The 18,468-nt window shown below is 37.1% G+C and carries 20 protein-coding genes; all 20 read left to right on the top strand.

Going from position 1 to position 18,468, the window contains the following annotated elements:
* Positions 1-329 precede the first annotated feature (329 nt).
* The 20 genes from KTB61_RS11005 to KTB61_RS10920 all read left to right on the top strand — a co-directional run bounded on the left by KTB61_RS11005 (position 330) and on the right by KTB61_RS10920 (position 18,436).
* Positions 330-1,286 (top strand): Rpn family recombination-promoting nuclease/putative transposase, encoded by a 957-nt coding sequence (locus tag KTB61_RS11005; protein WP_216697493.1) that lies wholly within the window; start codon positions 330-332, stop codon positions 1,284-1,286.
* Between the two features lie 425 nt (positions 1,287-1,711).
* Positions 1,712-2,593: an aldose 1-epimerase family protein gene (locus tag KTB61_RS11000; protein ID WP_075759345.1), complete on the top strand. Its 882-nt coding sequence runs from the start codon at positions 1,712-1,714 to the stop codon at positions 2,591-2,593.
* A 13-nt stretch (positions 2,594-2,606) separates the two neighbouring features.
* Complete coding sequence (locus KTB61_RS10995; protein ID WP_216697492.1) at positions 2,607-3,446, top strand: HAD family hydrolase; 840 nt, start codon at positions 2,607-2,609, stop codon at positions 3,444-3,446.
* Between the two features lie 371 nt (positions 3,447-3,817).
* Positions 3,818-4,852, top strand: a complete 1,035-nt coding sequence (locus KTB61_RS10990; protein WP_216697491.1) for an LCP family protein — start codon at positions 3,818-3,820, stop codon at positions 4,850-4,852.
* A 143-nt stretch (positions 4,853-4,995) separates the two neighbouring features.
* Positions 4,996-6,420 (top strand): sugar transferase, encoded by a 1,425-nt coding sequence (locus KTB61_RS10985; protein ID WP_216697490.1) that lies wholly within the window; start codon positions 4,996-4,998, stop codon positions 6,418-6,420.
* Positions 6,421-6,845: 425 nt separating this feature from the next.
* Positions 6,846-7,841, top strand: coding sequence for a sugar phosphate nucleotidyltransferase (locus KTB61_RS10980; RefSeq protein WP_334300685.1), 996 nt, complete (start codon positions 6,846-6,848; stop codon positions 7,839-7,841).
* Between the two features lie 91 nt (positions 7,842-7,932).
* Complete coding sequence (locus KTB61_RS10975; RefSeq protein WP_075759342.1) at positions 7,933-9,528, top strand: peptide chain release factor 3; 1,596 nt, start codon at positions 7,933-7,935, stop codon at positions 9,526-9,528.
* A 193-nt stretch (positions 9,529-9,721) separates the two neighbouring features.
* Positions 9,722-10,432: a CpsB/CapC family capsule biosynthesis tyrosine phosphatase gene (locus KTB61_RS10970; RefSeq protein WP_075759341.1), complete on the top strand. Its 711-nt coding sequence runs from the start codon at positions 9,722-9,724 to the stop codon at positions 10,430-10,432.
* A 13-nt stretch (positions 10,433-10,445) separates the two neighbouring features.
* A complete protein-coding gene (locus KTB61_RS13085) occupies positions 10,446-10,685 on the top strand; it encodes a Wzz/FepE/Etk N-terminal domain-containing protein (protein WP_230973729.1) in 240 nt (79 codons plus the stop codon).
* A 6-nt stretch (positions 10,686-10,691) separates the two neighbouring features.
* On the top strand, positions 10,692-11,186 hold the full coding sequence (locus KTB61_RS10965; RefSeq protein ID WP_230973728.1) for a YveK family protein: 495 nt from the start codon (positions 10,692-10,694) through the stop codon (positions 11,184-11,186).
* A complete protein-coding gene (locus KTB61_RS13080; RefSeq protein ID WP_230973727.1) occupies positions 11,173-11,331 on the top strand; it encodes a hypothetical protein in 159 nt (52 codons plus the stop codon). The genes KTB61_RS10965 and KTB61_RS13080 overlap by 14 nt, the downstream gene beginning before the upstream one ends.
* A 116-nt stretch (positions 11,332-11,447) precedes the next feature.
* Positions 11,448-11,585: a hypothetical protein gene (locus KTB61_RS13075; RefSeq protein ID WP_230973726.1), complete on the top strand. Its 138-nt coding sequence runs from the start codon at positions 11,448-11,450 to the stop codon at positions 11,583-11,585.
* Between the two features lie 296 nt (positions 11,586-11,881).
* Complete coding sequence (infC, locus tag KTB61_RS10955) at positions 11,882-12,376, top strand: translation initiation factor IF-3 (RefSeq protein ID WP_075759340.1); 495 nt, start codon at positions 11,882-11,884, stop codon at positions 12,374-12,376.
* Between the two features lie 54 nt (positions 12,377-12,430).
* Positions 12,431-12,628, top strand: a complete 198-nt coding sequence (rpmI, locus tag KTB61_RS10950) for a 50S ribosomal protein L35 (protein WP_008393260.1) — start codon at positions 12,431-12,433, stop codon at positions 12,626-12,628.
* Positions 12,629-12,656: 28 nt separating this feature from the next.
* Entirely contained in the window at positions 12,657-13,013 is a 357-nt protein-coding gene (gene rplT / locus KTB61_RS10945) for a 50S ribosomal protein L20 (RefSeq protein WP_075759339.1), read from the top strand.
* Between the two features lie 140 nt (positions 13,014-13,153).
* A complete protein-coding gene (locus KTB61_RS10940) occupies positions 13,154-13,990 on the top strand; it encodes a purine-nucleoside phosphorylase (protein WP_230973725.1) in 837 nt (278 codons plus the stop codon).
* A 21-nt stretch (positions 13,991-14,011) separates the two neighbouring features.
* The gene (locus tag KTB61_RS10935) at positions 14,012-15,289 is read left to right on the top strand and encodes an amidohydrolase family protein (RefSeq protein ID WP_216697489.1); all 1,278 of its coding nucleotides are present in this window, start codon (positions 14,012-14,014) and stop codon (positions 15,287-15,289) included.
* Between the two features lie 203 nt (positions 15,290-15,492).
* Positions 15,493-16,569, top strand: coding sequence for a C40 family peptidase (locus tag KTB61_RS10930; RefSeq protein WP_216697488.1), 1,077 nt, complete (start codon positions 15,493-15,495; stop codon positions 16,567-16,569).
* A 213-nt stretch (positions 16,570-16,782) separates the two neighbouring features.
* On the top strand, positions 16,783-17,778 hold the full coding sequence (locus KTB61_RS10925; protein WP_216697487.1) for a M20/M25/M40 family metallo-hydrolase: 996 nt from the start codon (positions 16,783-16,785) through the stop codon (positions 17,776-17,778).
* Between the two features lie 301 nt (positions 17,779-18,079).
* A complete protein-coding gene (locus KTB61_RS10920) occupies positions 18,080-18,436 on the top strand; it encodes a helix-turn-helix domain-containing protein (protein ID WP_075759334.1) in 357 nt (118 codons plus the stop codon).
* The last annotated feature ends 32 nt before the right edge of the window (positions 18,437-18,468 follow it).

Below are 18,468 nucleotides of genomic sequence, written 5' to 3'. Positions count from 1 at the left end.
AAGATTTCCCCAAAGTAATATAAGGTTAACACAAAGCATCCGATGACCGCAATGGGACTTGTGGGATTTGTCACAAAAATATCTTCAAAAGTATTGAAAATATTCCAATAAATTGATATCATATAAAATATATAGAAACTAATATAAATATCTTGAACGAAAATGTAAAATATTGTAAACTGTATATATCTAATAACACTTTCTGAAATCACATCTATTTTTTTCATACGGCAGATCCGCCGGATTTTCAGAAATACCAACAGGATATATACATGGCATCCTCTTTTTCTCATGTCCTGGATATATCCAGACAATAAAAGGAGGAACAAATGGGAGAAAAAGACAAGATAGAAAAGCTTTTTCTGGATTATGAAGATGTTTTTGCCGATATCATCAATGTCCTGCTCTATAACGGCAGGCAAGTAATAAAACCGGAAGAACTGGTACAAGCCAATGTGATATCCCATTACAAAGCAGACGATTCCATTATCCATGAACAAGAAAGAGATATCGCAAAATTCTGGGTCCGGGATCAAATCCGCCATGCACTTCTGGGGATAGAAAACCAGACGACCACAGATAACGATATCGCATTAAGGGTCATGGGATACGATGGAGCATCCTACCGCGGACAGCTCCTATCAGAACATAAGGAGCCACCATATCCGGTCTGTACCCTGGTATTATATTTCGGAGGACATCACTGGAAAAACAGCCGGTCACTAAAAGAACGAATCTGTGCCAACGACCAATTAAAAAACCAGTGGAATGATTATCCAGTCAGGATATTTGAGATATCATTTCTGGAAGAAAAACAGGTGAAGATGTTCCAAAGTGATTTTGGAATCGTAGCAGACTATTTTGTAAAACGCAAAAAAGGCATCGACTATGAAGGAAACCAACAGGAGATCAAACATGTAGATGCCATGATGAAATTCATGGCAGTATTTGCAGGAGACCAGGAGTTTTTAAAACTCAATTTTCCAAAAGGAGGAAAAGTAACTATGTGCGAAGTTGTACAAAAGATCAAAGAAAAAGGAAGGATAGAAGGAAGGGTTGAAGGAGAATCCATAGGAATTAGAAAAGGAAGGGCTGAAGGAGAATCCATAGGAATCATAAAAGGAAGACGTGATGATATACTAGGACTACTGGCTGATACCGGACAGGTACCTGAATATCTAAATCGTATCATCATGAAGGAAACAGACCAAAAGAAACTAAAACAATGGCTATTTACCGCTGCCCGTTCAAGTTCCATAGAAGAATTTGAAAGAAACATACAGTAATCCGACACACAATTGGTTTCTCACTCTACAAAAAAGTCATTTTAAAATAATTTGAAGGAGAAACCCAATACACTACAGGTTTCTTATTCTATAAAAATCATCTTACCCTGACGAAACATCTGGACTGAGCAAAGCGAGGGAAGCGTTTCGGAACGGGTACGATGATTTTTACTGTGATTCGGAACGGGTACGATGATTTTTACTGTATGGGTACGATGATTTTTCTTTTGTGACATGTTATAATAAATACATCTATTATCTTATATCAAAGGTCAGCCAGTGATAATGGCTTTCAGCGGCTTAGAACTAATGAACACTAACCGTTGGTATAACGGAAGTAGCCTGGTAAATAAGGCTTTATCAGAAGCCTGTTTAAAAAATTCTCGTCATTTGAATGATGAGAGGTTCAAGAATGGAGGAAATATATGAGTACAATTCAGCTGACAAATCAGTCTATAACTGTAACCCTAAAGTCTTTAGGTGCAGAAATAATTTCCATAAAGGATTCTGCCGGTACTGAATATTTATGGCAGGGTAACCCTGATTACTGGAGCGGACAGGCACCGGTTTTATTTCCGATTATTGGGTGTTTAAGAAACGGGAAGGCAACTGTTTCCGGAGATAAGACCTGTTCTTTTGGACGACATGGAATAGCAAGAAAAAAAGAATTCGCTTTACTTTCCAGTACAGATACAAAGGCTGTCTTTTCTTTAAGGGCAGATGAGGAAACTAAGGAGCAGTATCCTTTTGACTTTGAATTACAGATGATTTATGAGCTGGAAGGTTCCGGTGTGAAAATTACTCATAAAGTAATCAATCACGATTCTGTTGTGATGCCATACTGTGTTGGCGGTCATCCTGCTTTTAATTGTCCAATCTCAGAGGGAGAATCTTTTGAAGACTATGTTGTGGAATTTGAATATCCGGAGACAGCTCACTGTGCCAAATTAAATGAGGATGCATTGATTGATAATGGTAATCGTGTAACAGTACTGGAGGATTCTGCACTACTTCCTGTAAAGCATTCATTATTCTATGAGGATGCATTGATTTTTGATCAGTTAAAATCCAGAAAAGCTTCTTTAAAGCACAAAGATCAGAACAAAGGAATCTGTGTTACCTTCCCAGATTTTGATTATCTCGGGGTATGGTCCAGTGCCAATGATGGTCCATTTGTAGCCATTGAACCATGGAGCGGAACATCCACATGTACAGATGAAGATGATATTTTTGAACATAAACGTGGAATTCGTACATTAGAGCCTGAAGCAGATGAAGCTTTAAGTTTTACAATTGATATTTTATAAAAGGAAGTTACTGATGAAAAAAACATTATATATATCGGATCTGGATGGAACGTTGCTTGGCAGTAATGAATTCTTATCACCTTTTGCTGTGGATACTATCAATCAGTTAATCCATGAAGGAGCAATCATCAGTATTGCGACAGCAAGAAATCTTACATCAGCCACACCGCGAATTAAAGATCTGAATTTCCAGATTCCTATTATTTTAAATAATGGTGTTGCCATGTATAACTGGCAGACAAGGCATTATACTTATGTGGCAGAGCTTGCTGCCTCTGATATTGATATTATGGGGCAGATTCTAAGGGAAGAAAAATGTACCGGGTATATGTATGCGTTAAAAAATGAGGAAATCTGCATGTTCCATAATCCTCTTTATACTCCGGAAGATCAGGCATATTTTAATAAACGCCGTTCCAGATATGAGGGACGTATCGTAGACATGCCACAGTTTGCTGCACCTGATTCTCAATATACACCTTTTTATTGTGTAGTTTTTGGATTGGAAGAAAAAGTCAAGAGGGTGCAGGCACGTATTAACTCTACTGCTGAAAACATATATGGTGTTTTAAATAAAAATGTATATGCAGATGATTATTTTCTTGACGTATTTAATTCCAGTGTTTCCAAAGCGTCTACGATTAAAATGCTGGCAGATCAGTTAGATGTGGATGAAATAGTTGCTTTTGGGGACAATTATAACGATCTGGAAATGCTCCAGGCAGCAGATCGAAGCTATGTTCCAGCCAATGCTCTTCCAGAGATCATGGAATATGCAGACGGTATTTTGGAAAGCTGTGAGAATGATGGTGTGCCTAAGTTCATTTTTGAAGACTTTCACAAGAATTTTTAGTTTTTTAAGAACAGTTTATAATTACTTTAGAATTGTTTATAGGCAATATATTGTATCAGGGGAGGATTCTGATATACTAAAAATATAATTTTTCATATAATTTTTTTAATCCTCTCTTTTCATGGAAGAATCGTTTCGTATCCAACAGCTGCGAAGCGGTTCTTTTTTTGTTGCATAGGAAGTTGATAGCGGACTTGTCCGCTTTATTTTTTTTGTTAATTTATAAAGAATATTGTTGAATTTAAGAATATATTCTTATTTATGTAAAAACTATGTAAATTGATTTTTATTTAGTACATAGTAGAATTTTTTTTCGTAAAAATAGTAAAATAGCGGATAATAGCAACAAAATATACAAGGGGGATTAGAATATGAATTCGAAGAGAAAGAAAGTTATAAATGGAATTTTGATTGCTCTTATTGCTGTTCTCTGTATCGTTATCGTTAAGGTTCTTTTCTTTACAAAAGATGACAAAGCTGCAGAGATGAAAGAAGAGCAGTTAAAAAGTGAGATGACAACAGAAGCACATGAGGAATTAACAGAAGGGACAGAGACTTTTGCAATTTTTGGAGTGGATTCCAGATCAAAACAGCTGGGAAAGGGGACACGATCTGATTCTCTGATGATTGCAAATGTAAATCATGAGACTAAGGAAATTAAAGTGGCATCTGTATTTCGTGACTGCTATGTGGATATTAAAGGACATGGACTGGATAAGATTACCCATGCTCATTCTTTTGGCGGACCGGAACTGGCAATGGATACATTAAACCGTAATTTTGATTTGAATATTGATAAATATATTACCGTGAATTTTGGAAATGTGGCAGAGGTCATTGACGATCTTGGAGGAATTCAGCTGGATATTACTGATTCTGAGATAAAATATATCAATGGTTATATTGATGAGATAAATAAAGTTGATAAGACAGATTCAGAGCACATTACAGAAGCAGGTACTCAAAAAGTAGATGGAACCCAGGCTGTTGCTTATTCCAGAATCCGATATACTGCAGGGGGAGATTATAAACGTGCAGAACGCCAGCGTACTGTACTGTTGAAAGTCTTTGAAACAGCAAAACAGAAGAATCCAATGGAATTAATTGATATTGTTAATACCATGATGGATAAGATCAGCACCAACTACTCATCAGGTGAAGTTACAGATATTTTAGCCTATCTGGCAAAATATAATATGGAAGAGACCAAAGGATTCCCAACAAAGTTATGGGGTGGAAAAATTGGCGGAGTATGGTATGGAGTTCCGGTTACTTTGGAAAGCAATGTAAAAGAACTGCACAAATACTTATTTAACGATAAAGATTATAAACCTTCTTCTCAGGTACAGGAAATCAGTGATCGAATCAGTCAGGTAGCCTCTACACCAAATGAAGAATTAGAATAAATTGAAGATATATATTTAATATATTGTGTGAGAAAAAGAACGTGAAAAAAATGGAAAACAATGTTAGAATCTGCAGTATAAAAACAATATGATAGTAATTATACAAATGATTGTAAGAGGCAGTATGGAAAAAGGGGATTAAAATGGGTTTAAAGCGTTCACAACTTCAGAATTTAATCATATTTGCCGGAGATATGATGGGAATAACCATAGGATATTTTCTGATGACTTATATAAGACTTTCTTTTAAAGTACATCAGTATTGGGTGTTTGATGTAAATATCTATCATCGCTGGCTTATTATGGTATTTGGATTGGCTTTGATTTATATATTGTTTTATCCGAATCTGGATTTTTTTAAACGGACATTGAAAGAAGAGCTGATCTGCAATGTGAAAACCAACTTACTGGCAGGAACATTTGTGGCAACCATTGCTTACTTAATGAAAGATGCAGATGATTATTCCAGATTTATTTATCTGACAACTCTGGCGTTTAGTTTCTTTTGGATGCTGATTGTACATCGTGGTTATCGCAAATATGTTTTGAAGAATAGAAAGAACACCAGTATGGCAAGAAAAATGCTGATTATCACGACAGCAGACAGGGCAGAAAAAGTGGTTCAGAGGGTAATTGAAGAGAAGGCATGGGATATCTGGGTTACAGATGTTATTATTACAGACAAAAATATGATAGGAGAGTATGTGCTGGGAATCCCTGTTGTGGCAGATTATCGTACCATGTATCTGTATGCAACGAGATCTGTGGTGGATGAAGTATTTATCCACGTTCCAACATCAGAAATATCTCCAATGGATATGATAATTCAAAATGTTGAGGATATGGGAATCAAGGTCAATATGAACATTGACCTGTTTGATATGAATATTAATATTTCCAAGGCTTTGGATAAAGTCGGAGGATATTATGCAGTGACTTTCACAGGAAAAGAAATGTCTTTGAGAATGCTGATTGCCAAAAGAGTACTGGATATCTTGGGAGGCCTGGTAGGTCTGTTTATTACAGGTATTGCGACGTTGATTGTAGGACCATTGATTAAACTGGAGTCTCCTGGACCAATCTTCTTTTCACAGAAACGTGTGGGAAGGAATGGAAGAATTTTCAAGATCTATAAATTCCGGTCTATGTATGTGGATGCAGAAGAGCGGAAAAAGGAACTGATGAAGCAGAATGAGATGAATGGTCTTATGTTTAAGATGAAAGATGATCCGAGAATTACGAAAATCGGTAAATTTATTCGAAAGACCAGTATTGATGAGCTGCCTCAGTTCTGGAATGTGTTAAAAGGAGATATGAGTCTGGTGGGAACCAGACCGCCAACAGTGGACGAGTTTGAGCAATATGACGGATATCATAAAAAACGTCTCAGTATGACACCGGGACTGACCGGAGTATGGCAGGTTAGCGGACGCAGTGATATTACAGATTTTGAAGAAATCGTAAATATGGATGTAGATTACATAGATAACTGGAGTTTAAAGAGAGATATTGAGATATTGTTTAAGACGGTACAAGTGGTGTTAAGTAATGAGAGTGGAGCAAGGTAAAAAGAAAATTACATAAATTAGAATCTATTATACTATTTGATTATGAGAAGATATATAAATGTTTTCAAGGATTGATGATGAATCAAAAATAATGGAATAATCCTTGAAAATATCTGATAAGAAATTTGGAGAAGGAGACAATTACATCATATATATTTTGAATACTTTTTAAAAGGTGTCAATGGGAATTAAAAATGAGGAGTTTGGAAAAAGAAGTTCCAGAATACAGACAATATAGTAAAAATTCATTAAAAATGGCTAAAGATAAAAAGGTTATATTTTATAGTGACTAGATGTTTATGTTATAAACATTGATATCCAAAGAATATTACAATACAAATTAATTTATTAATGATGAGAAAAGTCTGACAGGTGGTTTGATAGAATTTATTAAGGGAAAATTGAGAGAAGAGGTTAATATTATGATAAAGAGAACAACATTATTAATCATGGCTGCCGGAATCGGTTCTCGTTTCGGTGGTGGAATCAAACAGTTGGAGCCGGTTGGCTTACATAATGAGATTATTATGGATTATTCTATTCATGATGCTATTGAAGCTGGTTTCAATAAGATAGTTTTTATTATCCGTAAGGATATTGAGGCTGATTTCCAGGAGATGATTGGAAACCGCATGGAAGAACTATGCAAAAAGATGGGTGTGGAGATCGGATATGCATTCCAGGATCTGAATGATGTTCCGGAGGGAGTGACTGTACCGGAAGATCGTAAGAAACCATGGGGAACAGGACAGGCAGTGCTTGCTGCCAAAGATTTGATCCATGAGCCATTTGTAGTCATCAATGCAGACGATTATTATGGAAAGGAAGCATTTGTGAAAATTCATGATTTCCTTCTGACATATAATCCTGCCAGACAGATTGAAGAGGAAACAAACAGCAGTGAAGATCTGTATTTCCTTCTGACATATGATCCTGCCAGACCAATGGATTTCTGTATGGCAGGTTTTATCCTGAAGAATACATTAAGTGATAACGGTGGTGTAACCAGAGGTATCTGTAAAGTAGGTGATGACAGATATCTGAGTGATGTCATTGAGACCGGTAATATTGAAAAAACTGCCAATGGTGCAGTAGCAGATGGAAAAGAGATTGATGCAGATTCCTATGTTTCCATGAATATGTGGGGATTGACACCGGAATTCCTCCCTGTACTGGAACAAGGTTTTGTAGAATTCTTTAAAGAAACACAGCCGGGAAATCCATTAAAAGTGGAATATCTTCTGCCAATCATCATCGGACAGCTGCTCCGTGAAAATAAAGTATCTGTAAAGGTACTGGAAACTGATGATAAATGGTTTGGAGTTACATATAAAGAGGATAAAGAGACTGTTGTACAGAGCTTTAAGAAGCTGATTGAAGAAGGATTTTACAAAGAAGATCTGTTTAGTGATTTAAAATAAATACATCAATTCTGATATTCAACCATGATAATCTGTGCTATAATACAATGATGTGTGCATTTTTGAATTAAAATAGGAAGAGGATACTATCATGGCGAATAATATAGAGCAGGAAATCGGACGGAGACGTACATTTGCGATTATCTCCCATCCCGATGCTGGTAAAACAACATTAACTGAGAAATTTCTCCTGTATGGAGGAGCTATTAATACGGCTGGTTCTGTAAAAGGAAAGGCAAACTCTAAGCATGCAGTTTCTGACTGGATGGAAATTGAAAAGGAAAGAGGTATTTCCGTTACTTCATCTGTGTTACAGTTTGAATATGAAGGAAAATGTATCAATATTCTGGATACACCGGGACATGAGGACTTTTCAGAGGATACCTATCGTACACTGATGGCTGCTGACTGTGCGGTCATGGTTATTGATGCTTCCAAAGGTGTAGAACCTCAGACTATTAAATTATTTAAAGTCTGTGTCATGCGTCATATCCCGATTTTTACATTTATCAATAAGATGGACCGTGAAGCCAAGGATTCTTTTGATTTGCTGGATGATATCGAAAAAGTCCTTGGAATTGAAACATGTCCGATTAACTGGCCGATCGGCTGTGGAAAAGAGTTTAAGGGTGTATATGAAAGAGCATCTGAAAATATTCTTCGTTTTGAAGCGGTTTCCACAGGTGGAGCTAAAGAGGCAAAAGAAACTATTATTTCTGCCAATGATGATCAGGCAAAAGAGCTCATTGGAGAAGATTTCTATGATACTTTAATGGATGAAATCGAATTGCTGGATGGGGCAGCAGCTGAACTTGATATGGAAAAAGTTCACAGAGGAGAATTGTCACCGGTATTTTTCGGTTCTGCTTTAACCAACTTTGGTGTAGAGCCGTTTTTGGAGCATTTCTTAAAGATGACTAATACACCATTACCTCGTTTGTCAAAAGGAGAATTGGTAGACCCGGCTCAGAATGGTTTTTCAGCCTTTGTATTTAAGATTCAGGCAAATATGAATAAGAATCATCGAGACAGAATTGCTTTTATGAGAATCTGTTCTGGAAAGTTTGAAGCCAACATGGAAGTGAAACATGTTCAGACAGGAAAGAAAATGCGTCTTTCCCAGCCTCAGCAGATTATGGCTCAGGAGCGTAAGATCGTTGAGGAAGCTTATGCAGGTGATATCATTGGGGTGTTTGACCCGGGAATCTTTTCTATTGGAGATACTGTATGTCTGCCAAAAGATGATTTTGAGTATGAAGGAATTCCAACCTTTGCACCAGAGCATTTTGCCCGTGTAATTCAGCTGGATTCCATGAAACGTAAACAGTTTGTCAAAGGTGTGGAACAGATTGCCCAGGAAGGTGCGATACAGATTTTCCAGGAGCATGAAGCAGGATTTGCAGAAATCATCGTTGGAGTTGTAGGTACACTGCAGTTTGATGTGTTGAAATACCGCCTGGAAAATGAATATAATTGTGAAATTCGTTTAGAGCCACTTCCATATCAGGCAATTCGCTGGATTAAAGATCGTAATACAGACATGAGTAAGCTTCGTGGAGTAGCGGAAGTTAAGAAAGTGAAAGATATGAGAGGCAATCCATTGCTGCTGTTTAAGAATGAATGGGGAATTCAGTTTGTTCTTGATCGTAACGAAGGATTGGAACTTGTGGAATTCAGTAAAGAGTAATGTAGAGGCATCCTGTTTAGGGTGCCTTTTGTTTGTAAAAGGAATGTTTATTTTATTGTACAATGCTTGTAGTATACTGAGAAATATGGTATCTTAAAGCAGAAACAAAAAATACTTAATTAAAGGATATAATGAAGAGAAATAGATCTTCACATTGATCATTTTGCATAAAGAAAGGTATTAGGTGAAGAGTATGGGAATCACAGATATACATACACATATTTTATATGGCGTAGATGATGGGGCAGAGTGTTTAGGTGATTCTATGAAATTAATAGGTGAAGAATGGGATCAGGGTGTTCGAAGGATTATTTTAACCCCTCATTACGGACCTAAGTTTGGCCGTCCGGATCGTAAGGTCCTTGAGGAACGGTTTCGTGAGATAGAAGAAGAAACAAAGAAATATTATCCGGATATGAAGCTGTATCTGGGTAGTGAATTATATTATCAGAAAGATACTATACAGGATCTGAAAGATGGAAAAGCTTTGACTATGGCTGGTACCAGATATGTCCTGACGGAATTTGGAGTTGGAGATTCTTATTCAAGGATTTTCAAGGCTGTACAGGATATGGTATATGCAGGCTTTTTACCGATCATAGCTCATGTGGAAAGATATGAAGCTATTTTTGGACATATGGACAGGGCTGAGGAATTGGTGAAGACGGGAGCTTATCTTCAGGTAAATACAGGAAGCTTTTTAGGCGGGCTTCTGGATAAAAGAGCTTCTTTTTGTAAGAAGCTTTTAAAAGAACAACTTGTCTGCTTTGTAGGCAGTGATTGTCATGATATGGGGAAACGTTGTCCTGATATGGAAAAAGGACTTGGTATTATCCGTAAGAAGTTTGGAGAATGCGAATTTGAGAATCATGCTGACAAAGTAGTTGGGGATAAATATATTTAAGGAGAAAAAATTTATGTATGAACTGGAAAATGAGAATGATGAAATCGAGATTGATTTAAAGGAATTGTTTTTTGTATTAAAACAAAAAATTCTGGTGATTCTGCTGACAACAGTAGTGTTTGCGGGAATTATTGGTGGAATTACAAAATTCCTCATTACACCAAAGTATTCTTCTACAGCACAATTATATGTAGTGTCTAAATCAGGATTGTCACAGTTATCCGATCTCACCATGGGAAATCAGCTGACTTAGGACTACATGGTCATTGTTGAATCAAGACCTGTACTGGAAAAGGTAATCTCTAATCTTAAACTGGATCTGGATTATAAAGAACTGAAAGAGAAGATTTCCATTGAAAATCCTGCAGACACACGTATTATGCAGATTTCTGTAAGTGATGAAGATCCTGAAAAGGTAAAAGAGATGACACAGGAACTGGCAGAAGTTACTGCAAAGACAGTATCCAGAAAAATGGATGTGAAAGCGCCTACGATTATTGAGAATGCATATCTGGCAGATGAGCCGGATAGTCCGAATCTGTTGAAGAATGTCATCATTGGTGCATTGCTTGGATTTATTCTGGCATCAGCAGTTATTATTGTTCGTCATATGATGAATGATACCATCCGAAAAGAAGAAGATATTGAAAAATATCTGGGAATTAATACTCTTGCTAAATTGCCATTGGCAAAAGGGGAGAAAAAAAGAACAAAAAAGTTAGGAAGGCAAGGTAAGGGTCATGAAAAAAATTAAGATGCAGCTGCCTGATATCAGTGATTATCGAATGGCAGAAGGATTAAATCAGTTAAAAACAAATATTGCATTCTGTGGAGATGGAATCAAGTCAATTACGGTAACCAGTAGTGTACCTAATGAAGGGAAGAGTTTGATTATGTAATCGTAGATGCACCACCACTGGGGCTGGTAATTGATGCGGTTATCATTGGTCAGTGTACCGATGGAACAGTTGTTGTAATTGAGCAGGGGGTAATTAAGCGTAAACTTGTTCAGGATGTGATCAAGCAGCTGAAGAGGGGCGGAATCCGCATTCTTGGAGCCGTATTAAATAAGGTTGATGATCGCGTTACTGCTTATGGTGACTATGGATATGGTTACTATGCAGAGGAAGATAAAAAAAGTAAAAAGCATTAAAGACATAAAAGTTGAAAAACCATTGACACCAGCGGTGTCAGTATGGTATGATATCAGAAGTTGCGTGGAGCAATTATAACAAGAAAGAAGAGTATCCACTCTCACCTTAGCACGAAGGGTTACAGTGACTTGGGTTAATATTTAAGAATATGATATATTTTGATCATGCTTGAATTTATGTGGATAGTCTTGTAACTATCCACTTTTTTGTTTCATTGGATTTCTCGTGAAACAAGGGATTTTGTTCAATTATTAAGAGCGAATTATTAATGGAGGTGTAGATTATTAGCGATTTAATGATTAACGGACAGATCAGAGATAAAGAAGTAAGACTGATCTCTAATGATGGCGAACAGCTTGGGATTATGTCCGCAAGGGAAGCACAGAAGTTAGCTGACGAGGCAGGGCTTGACTTGGTGAAGATTTCACCGAAAGCAAAACCACCGGTTTGTAAGATTATTGATTATGGTAAGTACAAATATGAACAGACTCGTAAAGAAAAGCTGGCGAAAAAGAAACAGAAAGTCATCGATATCAAGGAAGTTCGTATGTCACCAAATATTGACACCAACGACTTGAATACCAAGATTAATCATGCAAGAAAATTCCTTGCAAAAGGAGCACGAGTAAAAGTTACCCTTCGATTCAGAGGAAGAGAGCTTGCACATGTGAATTCCAGCAAAGTAATTCTGGATGATTTTGCAAAAGAGTTGGAAGATATCGCGACAATCGATAAGAAGCCGAAATTTGAAGGAAGAAGCATGACTATGTTTTTAGCTCCAAAGAACTAATGGAGCAATATTCGAATATGAGTAGATACAATAGGATTTAAGGAGGAAATCACCATGCCAAAAATGAAGACATGTAGAGCAGCTGCAAAAAGATTTAAAAAGACAGGAACAGGAAAATTAAAAAGAAATAAGGCATACAAGAGCCATATCTTAACAAAGAAATCTCCTAAGAGAAAGAGAAATTTAAGAAAAGCTGCAATGACAGATGCAACAAACGAAAAGAATATGAAGAAGATTTTACCATATCTGTAGATCGATTGTTTAAGGAGGAACGTAAGAAATGGCAAGAATTAAAGGCGGAATGAACGCAAAGAAAAAACATAACAGAGTATTAAAACTGGCTAAAGGATACAGAGGAGCCAGATCTAAACAGTATAGAGTAGCTAAACAGTCTGTAATGAGAGCTTTAACAAGTTCTTATGCAGGTAGAAAACAGAGAAAACGTCAGTTCAGACAGTTATGGATTGCTCGTATCAACGCAGCAGCAAGAATGAACGGACTTTCTTACAGCAAATTTATGCATGGATTAAAATTAGCTGGTGTAGATATCAACAGAAAAATGTTATCTGAAATGGCTATCAGCGAACCAGCAGCATTTACAGCATTAGTAGAAGTTGCAAAAGAAAAATTAGCTTAATATTTTTATAAGCTTACGATAAAAGCTGTCCACGATTGTGTGGGCAGTTTTTTGTTTTATAGAAACCTGCTTATGATATAAAAAACGATCTGCTGTGATATAATAAAAAGAAACAAAAAGGTTTCAGGAAGGAGATAATAATGAGTCAGGTATATGAGAAATTAAATCAATGTTATGACAGTATTCGTAAAAAGACAGATTTTATGCCGAAAGTTGCATTGATCTTAGGATCCGGTCTGGGTGATTTTGCGGAGACTATTCAGATTGAGGATACTGTGGATTATCATGAAATTGAAGGGTTTCCTGTGTCTACGGTACCAGGGCATAAAGGAAGATTTGTTTTTGGCTATGTGGAAGATGTGCCTGTTGTGGTTATGCAGGGAAGAGTTCATTACTACGAAGGATATTCCATGGATGATGTGGTACTTCCTGTTAGATTGATGAAAAAAATGGGAGCACAGGTTTTATTTTTGACCAATGCGGCAGGAGGAATTCATCCGGATTTTCGTGCCGGGGATTTTATGATGATTACCGATCACATATCCTGCTTTGTGCCGTCTCCTCTTATTGGACCAAATGATGACCGGTTAGGTGAAAGATTTCCGGATATGAGTGAGGTATATGATAAGCAGCTTCAGGATATTCTAAGAGAAGTATCAAAGGAGCTGGGAATCCCTCTTCGAGAAGGTGTTTATATACAGCTTACAGGCCCTAATTTTGAGACTCCAGCTGAAATTCGTATGTGCAGTGCCATGGATGCGGATGCTGTAGGTATGAGTACAGTGTGTGAGGCTATAGCAGCCAATCATATGGGAATGAAAATCTGTGGAATCTCCTGTATCTCCAATCAGGCGGCAGGAATCAGTGGACAGCCGTTAAGTCATAAGGAAGTGCAGGAAATGGCAGATAAAGCAGCGCCAGAATTTAAACGGCTGATAACAAAATCAATAGAGAAAATTGGTGCAGGTCTTTTATAGCATTAGAAAGAAGGGGAAAATATGATACGAATCTATAATGCCAGAATTTTAACTATGGAAGATGAAATGCCGGTTTTTGATGGAGAATTGTGGATTAGAGACGGGAAAATATCTTACATTGGGGATATGATTCCTGAAAAAGCAGCCCAAAACCAATGGGATCGACAGATTAATGCCAAAGGAAATCTTATCATGCCTGGATTTAAAAATGCTCATACTCATTCTGCAATGACTTTTTTAAGATCTCATGCGGACGATCTGCCTTTGCTGCAATGGCTTAATGAGCAAGTTTTTCCTTATGAGGCAAAATTGACTCCGGAAGATATTTATCATTTATCAAAACTTGCCATTATGGAGTATCTGACCAGTGGAATTACGGCAAATTTTGATATGTATCTGACACCGGATACCATAGCCCAGGCGTCCATTGACTGTGGATTTAGAACGGTAATGACAGGGGCGTTAAATGATTTTACCCAGTCCCTGGAGGAAATGGAGCAGTGGTACCGGAAGTATCAGGAAAAGGAAAGTCTGGTGCATTTTGAACTGGGATTTCATGCAGAATATACCAACTGTAAAGAAAATCTTCAGGGAATGGCGAAACTTGTACAGGCATATCATGCACCGGTTTATACACATAATTCAGAAGGGCAGCCGGAGGTTGAGCAATGCCTGAAAAAGACCGGAATGACACCTACAGCTTATATGGATAGTCTGGGACTGTTTGAATATGGCGGAGGGTTATATCATTGTGTTCACATGACAGAGGAAGATCTGGAAATCGTGAAAAAGAGGAATATGACGGTTGTGACAAATCCGGCGTCTAATCTGAAGCTGGCAAGTGGAATTGCACCTGTTGCCAGAATACTGGATAAAGGAATTAATCTTGCCATTGGAACAGATGGACCGGCAAGTAATAATTGTCTGGATATGTTCAGAGAAATGTTTTTAGTGACAGCATTGGCAAAGTACAGAGAAGAGGATGCTTCTGTTGTGGATGCAAAACAGGTCCTTAAAATGGCTACAGTTGGAGGAGCCAAAGCAATGAATCTTACAGATTGTGATATTCTTGCTAAAGGAAAACAGGCAGATCTGATTATGATTGATCTTAACCAGCCAAATATGCAGCCGGTGCATAATATCCAGAAGAACCTTGTATATAGCGGAAGTAAACAGAATGTAGAAATGACCATGGTTGCAGGGAAAATTTTATATGAAAATGGGGAGTATTATATTGGAACTGCTCCCGATGAAATTTATAAAAAGGCTGATGAGATTTCCAGGAGAATCATGGGATAGTGATGAAAATTTATTACTTTTTCTTCTTTTTCAGATGAATATTCCATAAAATACCATTATCTGACAAGATGTTACAAAATATCGCAAAATTGTTACAAAAATATTACATAAAATATTGGGAAACTGTTGACATTCATTTTTAAAGTGTTATAATACAATACATGTTCGAGTTAACAATTTTGTAACATCTTAGGAGGAAACATATGATTATTAAGAAAATGAGATTGTCCATGGCTGTTGTGGCACTGGCAGGAAGTGTTCTTACAACCACTCCGGCGGCTGCGGCAGAAAAAGAAACAAGCCAGAAACAATCCGAAAGCAAATATGCTGGGAAGGCTGTGGCAGATATTAATTCTGATACCACATTGAATATAAGAAAAAAAGGAAGTCTGGATGCAGAAATTATTGGCAAACTGAAAAAAGGGAATATTGCCGATGTAATTAAAAAAGGCAGCCAGTGGACAAAGGTAAAATCAGGAAATGTTACCGGATATGTAAATAATAAATATCTGGTATATGGAGATGATATTAAAGAGTACGCAAAGGAAAATGTGAAAAAAGTTGCTAAAGTAACAACACAGACTTTACGTGTACGAAAGAAAGCATCAACTGATTCAAAAATAATCGGACTGGTTTCAGAAAATGAAACTTATAGTGTAAAGAAGCAGTCTGAGGATTGGGCTAAAATTAAAGTAGATGGAAAAACAGGATATATTTCCAAGGATTATGCACAGGTAACATATTCTTTTGGAAAAGCAAAATCCATGAAGGAAATAGCGGCTGAGAAAGCAGCAAAGGCTGCGGCAGCAGCACAAACATCTACATCCGGTACAACAGGTACATCTGCAGCTGATTCCGGATCTTCAGCATCTGGATCTTCGGTATCAGCATCTTCAGTATCAGGATCTTCCATTGGACAGAAGGTTGCCAATTATGCGCAGCAGTTTGTTGGAAATCCATATCGTTATGGAGGAAACAGTCTGACAGGAGGAATTGACTGTTCTGGTTTTACACAGCAGATACTTGCTAAATTTGGTTATAGCATCAGTCGTACATCAAGCTCACAGGCATCAGAAGGAGTTGCAGTTTCAACCAGCAATTTAAGAGCTGGAGATTTATTATTCTATGGAGATAAAGGCGGAATCAATCATGTAGCTATGTATATTGGAGGCGGCCAGGTTGTTCATGCCAGCAATTCTGCACCATATCCAAAAGGTGGAATTAAAATTTCCAACGCATTTTACAGAACTCCGGTTTGTGCAAGAAGAATTATTCAATAAAAAAGGGGAATCTCGAAAGAGATTCCTTTTTGCATTTCTATGGAAAGGGGATTAAAATATATATCAGTAATTTACAAGTAAGACAGACATGAAAGATTGGTGAAGAAAATGACTTTAAAGGAAAGTACATTGGAGAAATGTATATTATTGAGAAAACAGTTACATAATACCCCGGAATTTTCAGGACAGGAAATAAAAACAAAAAAGATACTGATGGAATTTATCAGAACAAATACTTCAATGGAGATTCATGACTGCGGAAAATGGTTCTATGCAGTTCATAGAGAAAAATATGCTAAAAGGACTCTGGCATTTCGAGGGGATTTTGACGGGGTTTCATCAGACAGCGGGGAAGCAAAGCATTTATGCGGTCATGATGGGCATAGTGCAATATTATGTGGTCTTGCATTGGAACTGGAAGGGGAAATATGCGGTAAAAATATTGTTCTGATCTTTCAGCATGGAGAAGAGACGGGAGAGGGAGCTGTTTCCTGTGCATCTGTGATAACAAGGGAAAATGTTGAAAAGATTTATGGACTTCACAATATACCAGGATATCCGAAAGGATGTATTTTGCTAAAAGAAGGGACTTTTGCATGTGCATCTATGGGCCTTGAGATTACATTCATGGGAGCACCGTCTCATGCAGCCTATCCGGAGGCCGGGAAGAATCCGTCTTACGCCATTGCGGATCTTATAAAAGCCATGGAAATTTATGAAAAACCTCAGTCAGATAAGCCGATGATTTTATGTACTGTCATAGGAAGCAGGATAGGAGAGAAAGCCTTTGGGGTGGCAGCATCCAAAGGAGAGGTGTGGATGACTATTCGTAGTGAAAGAGAAGAAGATTTAGACAGACTAAAGGAAGAACTAAAGTCTCTGGCAGAGAAAAATAGTGAAAAATATGGATTGAATTATCAGATAAAGGAAGTGGATGTTTTTCCTGAAACTGCAAATGATATTAAATCTCTGGAAATAGTTGAACAATGCTGTCAATATTATCAATGGAAAAGTCAGAGAATCTATGATCCGTTTCGGTGGTCAGAGGACTTTGGATGGTATCAAAAAGAAACAGATGGAATTTTCCTTGGTCTTGGATCCGGAGAAAATCATCCGCAGCTTCATACATCAAAATATGAATTCCCTGATGAAATTATGGAACAGGGAATTCTTTTGTGGAAAAGTTTGTCATTGGAAAGGTTTATATAGATCTTTCCAGTGTTTGACCAGAGCTTTTGCATACTCTTGTTTTTGTTTCCATAGGTATCTTCTGATAAGCATTACAATCAGAGTGATTACAGTGAAAATAGGGATTAAAAATAAATACTTGTAGTTGGAGTGTAAAATCTTCATATATAACCTTTCGTGCGTTGTTTAATATATTGCTTCATATGTTATTTTATCAAAAGACACAATCAACTACAAGAATATAAGGTATTCTTAGAGACTATTATTTGTTGATCATTTTCATACTAGAATGTTGATAAGTGGAAAGAAACGGAGAAAATGTATGGAAATTGATTACAAAGCTTTGGGTGCCAGAATAAGAGAAATACGACAGAAAAAGGGTTTGACACAGGAGTATGTGGCTGAAAAAGCAGAAATATCTGTAACGCATATGTCCAATATTGAAAATGCATCTAAAACATTATCATTGAAACTTCTTGTTATAATTGCTGGAGTTCTGGAAGTTACAGTAGATCAGTTATTAGTTGACAGTTATCCAAGAGAAAAACGTCAGGATGTTTTCTTTAAAGAAATGGAAGTTATGCTGGAACAATGTAATGCGGGAGAACGAAGAGTGGTCATAAATACAGTGACCAGTCTGGTGGATAGCTTATTAGAAAAAAGAAAAAACCAGGATTAATTCCTGGTTAAGGGCGGATTCTTGTCCGCTTT

The organism is Anaerostipes faecalis, assembly GCF_018982945.1.
In the GTDB taxonomy this organism is placed as follows: domain Bacteria; phylum Bacillota; class Clostridia; order Lachnospirales; family Lachnospiraceae; genus Anaerostipes; species Anaerostipes faecalis.
Note: the sequence above shows the minus strand (reverse complement) of the source record. Positions and strands in the feature narration are given on the sequence as shown.

What these genes read in the sequence shown, in the direction of transcription:
- KTB61_RS11005 (WP_216697493.1), top strand. Translation starts at nt 330, where the DNA reads ATGGGAGAAAAAGACAAGATAGAAAAGCTTTTTCTGGATTATGAAGAT.
- KTB61_RS11000 (WP_075759345.1), top strand. Translation starts at nt 1,712, where the DNA reads ATGAGTACAATTCAGCTGACAAATCAGTCTATAACTGTAACCCTAAAG.
- KTB61_RS10995 (WP_216697492.1), top strand. Translation starts at nt 2,607, where the DNA reads ATGAAAAAAACATTATATATATCGGATCTGGATGGAACGTTGCTTGGC.
- KTB61_RS10990 (WP_216697491.1), top strand. Translation starts at nt 3,818, where the DNA reads ATGAATTCGAAGAGAAAGAAAGTTATAAATGGAATTTTGATTGCTCTT.
- KTB61_RS10985 (WP_216697490.1), top strand. Translation starts at nt 4,996, where the DNA reads ATGGGTTTAAAGCGTTCACAACTTCAGAATTTAATCATATTTGCCGGA.
- KTB61_RS10975 (WP_075759342.1), top strand. Translation starts at nt 7,933, where the DNA reads ATGGCGAATAATATAGAGCAGGAAATCGGACGGAGACGTACATTTGCG.
- KTB61_RS10970 (WP_075759341.1), top strand. Translation starts at nt 9,722, where the DNA reads ATGGGAATCACAGATATACATACACATATTTTATATGGCGTAGATGAT.
- KTB61_RS13085 (WP_230973729.1), top strand. Translation starts at nt 10,446, where the DNA reads ATGTATGAACTGGAAAATGAGAATGATGAAATCGAGATTGATTTAAAG.
- KTB61_RS10965 (WP_230973728.1), top strand. Translation starts at nt 10,692, where the DNA reads ATGGTCATTGTTGAATCAAGACCTGTACTGGAAAAGGTAATCTCTAAT.
- KTB61_RS13080 (WP_230973727.1), top strand. Translation starts at nt 11,173, where the DNA reads ATGAAAAAAATTAAGATGCAGCTGCCTGATATCAGTGATTATCGAATG.
- infC (WP_075759340.1), top strand. Translation starts at nt 11,882, where the DNA reads ATGATTAACGGACAGATCAGAGATAAAGAAGTAAGACTGATCTCTAAT.
- rpmI (WP_008393260.1), top strand. Translation starts at nt 12,431, where the DNA reads ATGCCAAAAATGAAGACATGTAGAGCAGCTGCAAAAAGATTTAAAAAG.
- rplT (WP_075759339.1), top strand. Translation starts at nt 12,657, where the DNA reads ATGGCAAGAATTAAAGGCGGAATGAACGCAAAGAAAAAACATAACAGA.
- KTB61_RS10940 (WP_230973725.1), top strand. Translation starts at nt 13,154, where the DNA reads ATGAGTCAGGTATATGAGAAATTAAATCAATGTTATGACAGTATTCGT.
- KTB61_RS10935 (WP_216697489.1), top strand. Translation starts at nt 14,012, where the DNA reads ATGATACGAATCTATAATGCCAGAATTTTAACTATGGAAGATGAAATG.
- KTB61_RS10930 (WP_216697488.1), top strand. Translation starts at nt 15,493, where the DNA reads ATGATTATTAAGAAAATGAGATTGTCCATGGCTGTTGTGGCACTGGCA.
- KTB61_RS10925 (WP_216697487.1), top strand. Translation starts at nt 16,783, where the DNA reads ATGGAATTTATCAGAACAAATACTTCAATGGAGATTCATGACTGCGGA.
- KTB61_RS10920 (WP_075759334.1), top strand. Translation starts at nt 18,080, where the DNA reads ATGGAAATTGATTACAAAGCTTTGGGTGCCAGAATAAGAGAAATACGA.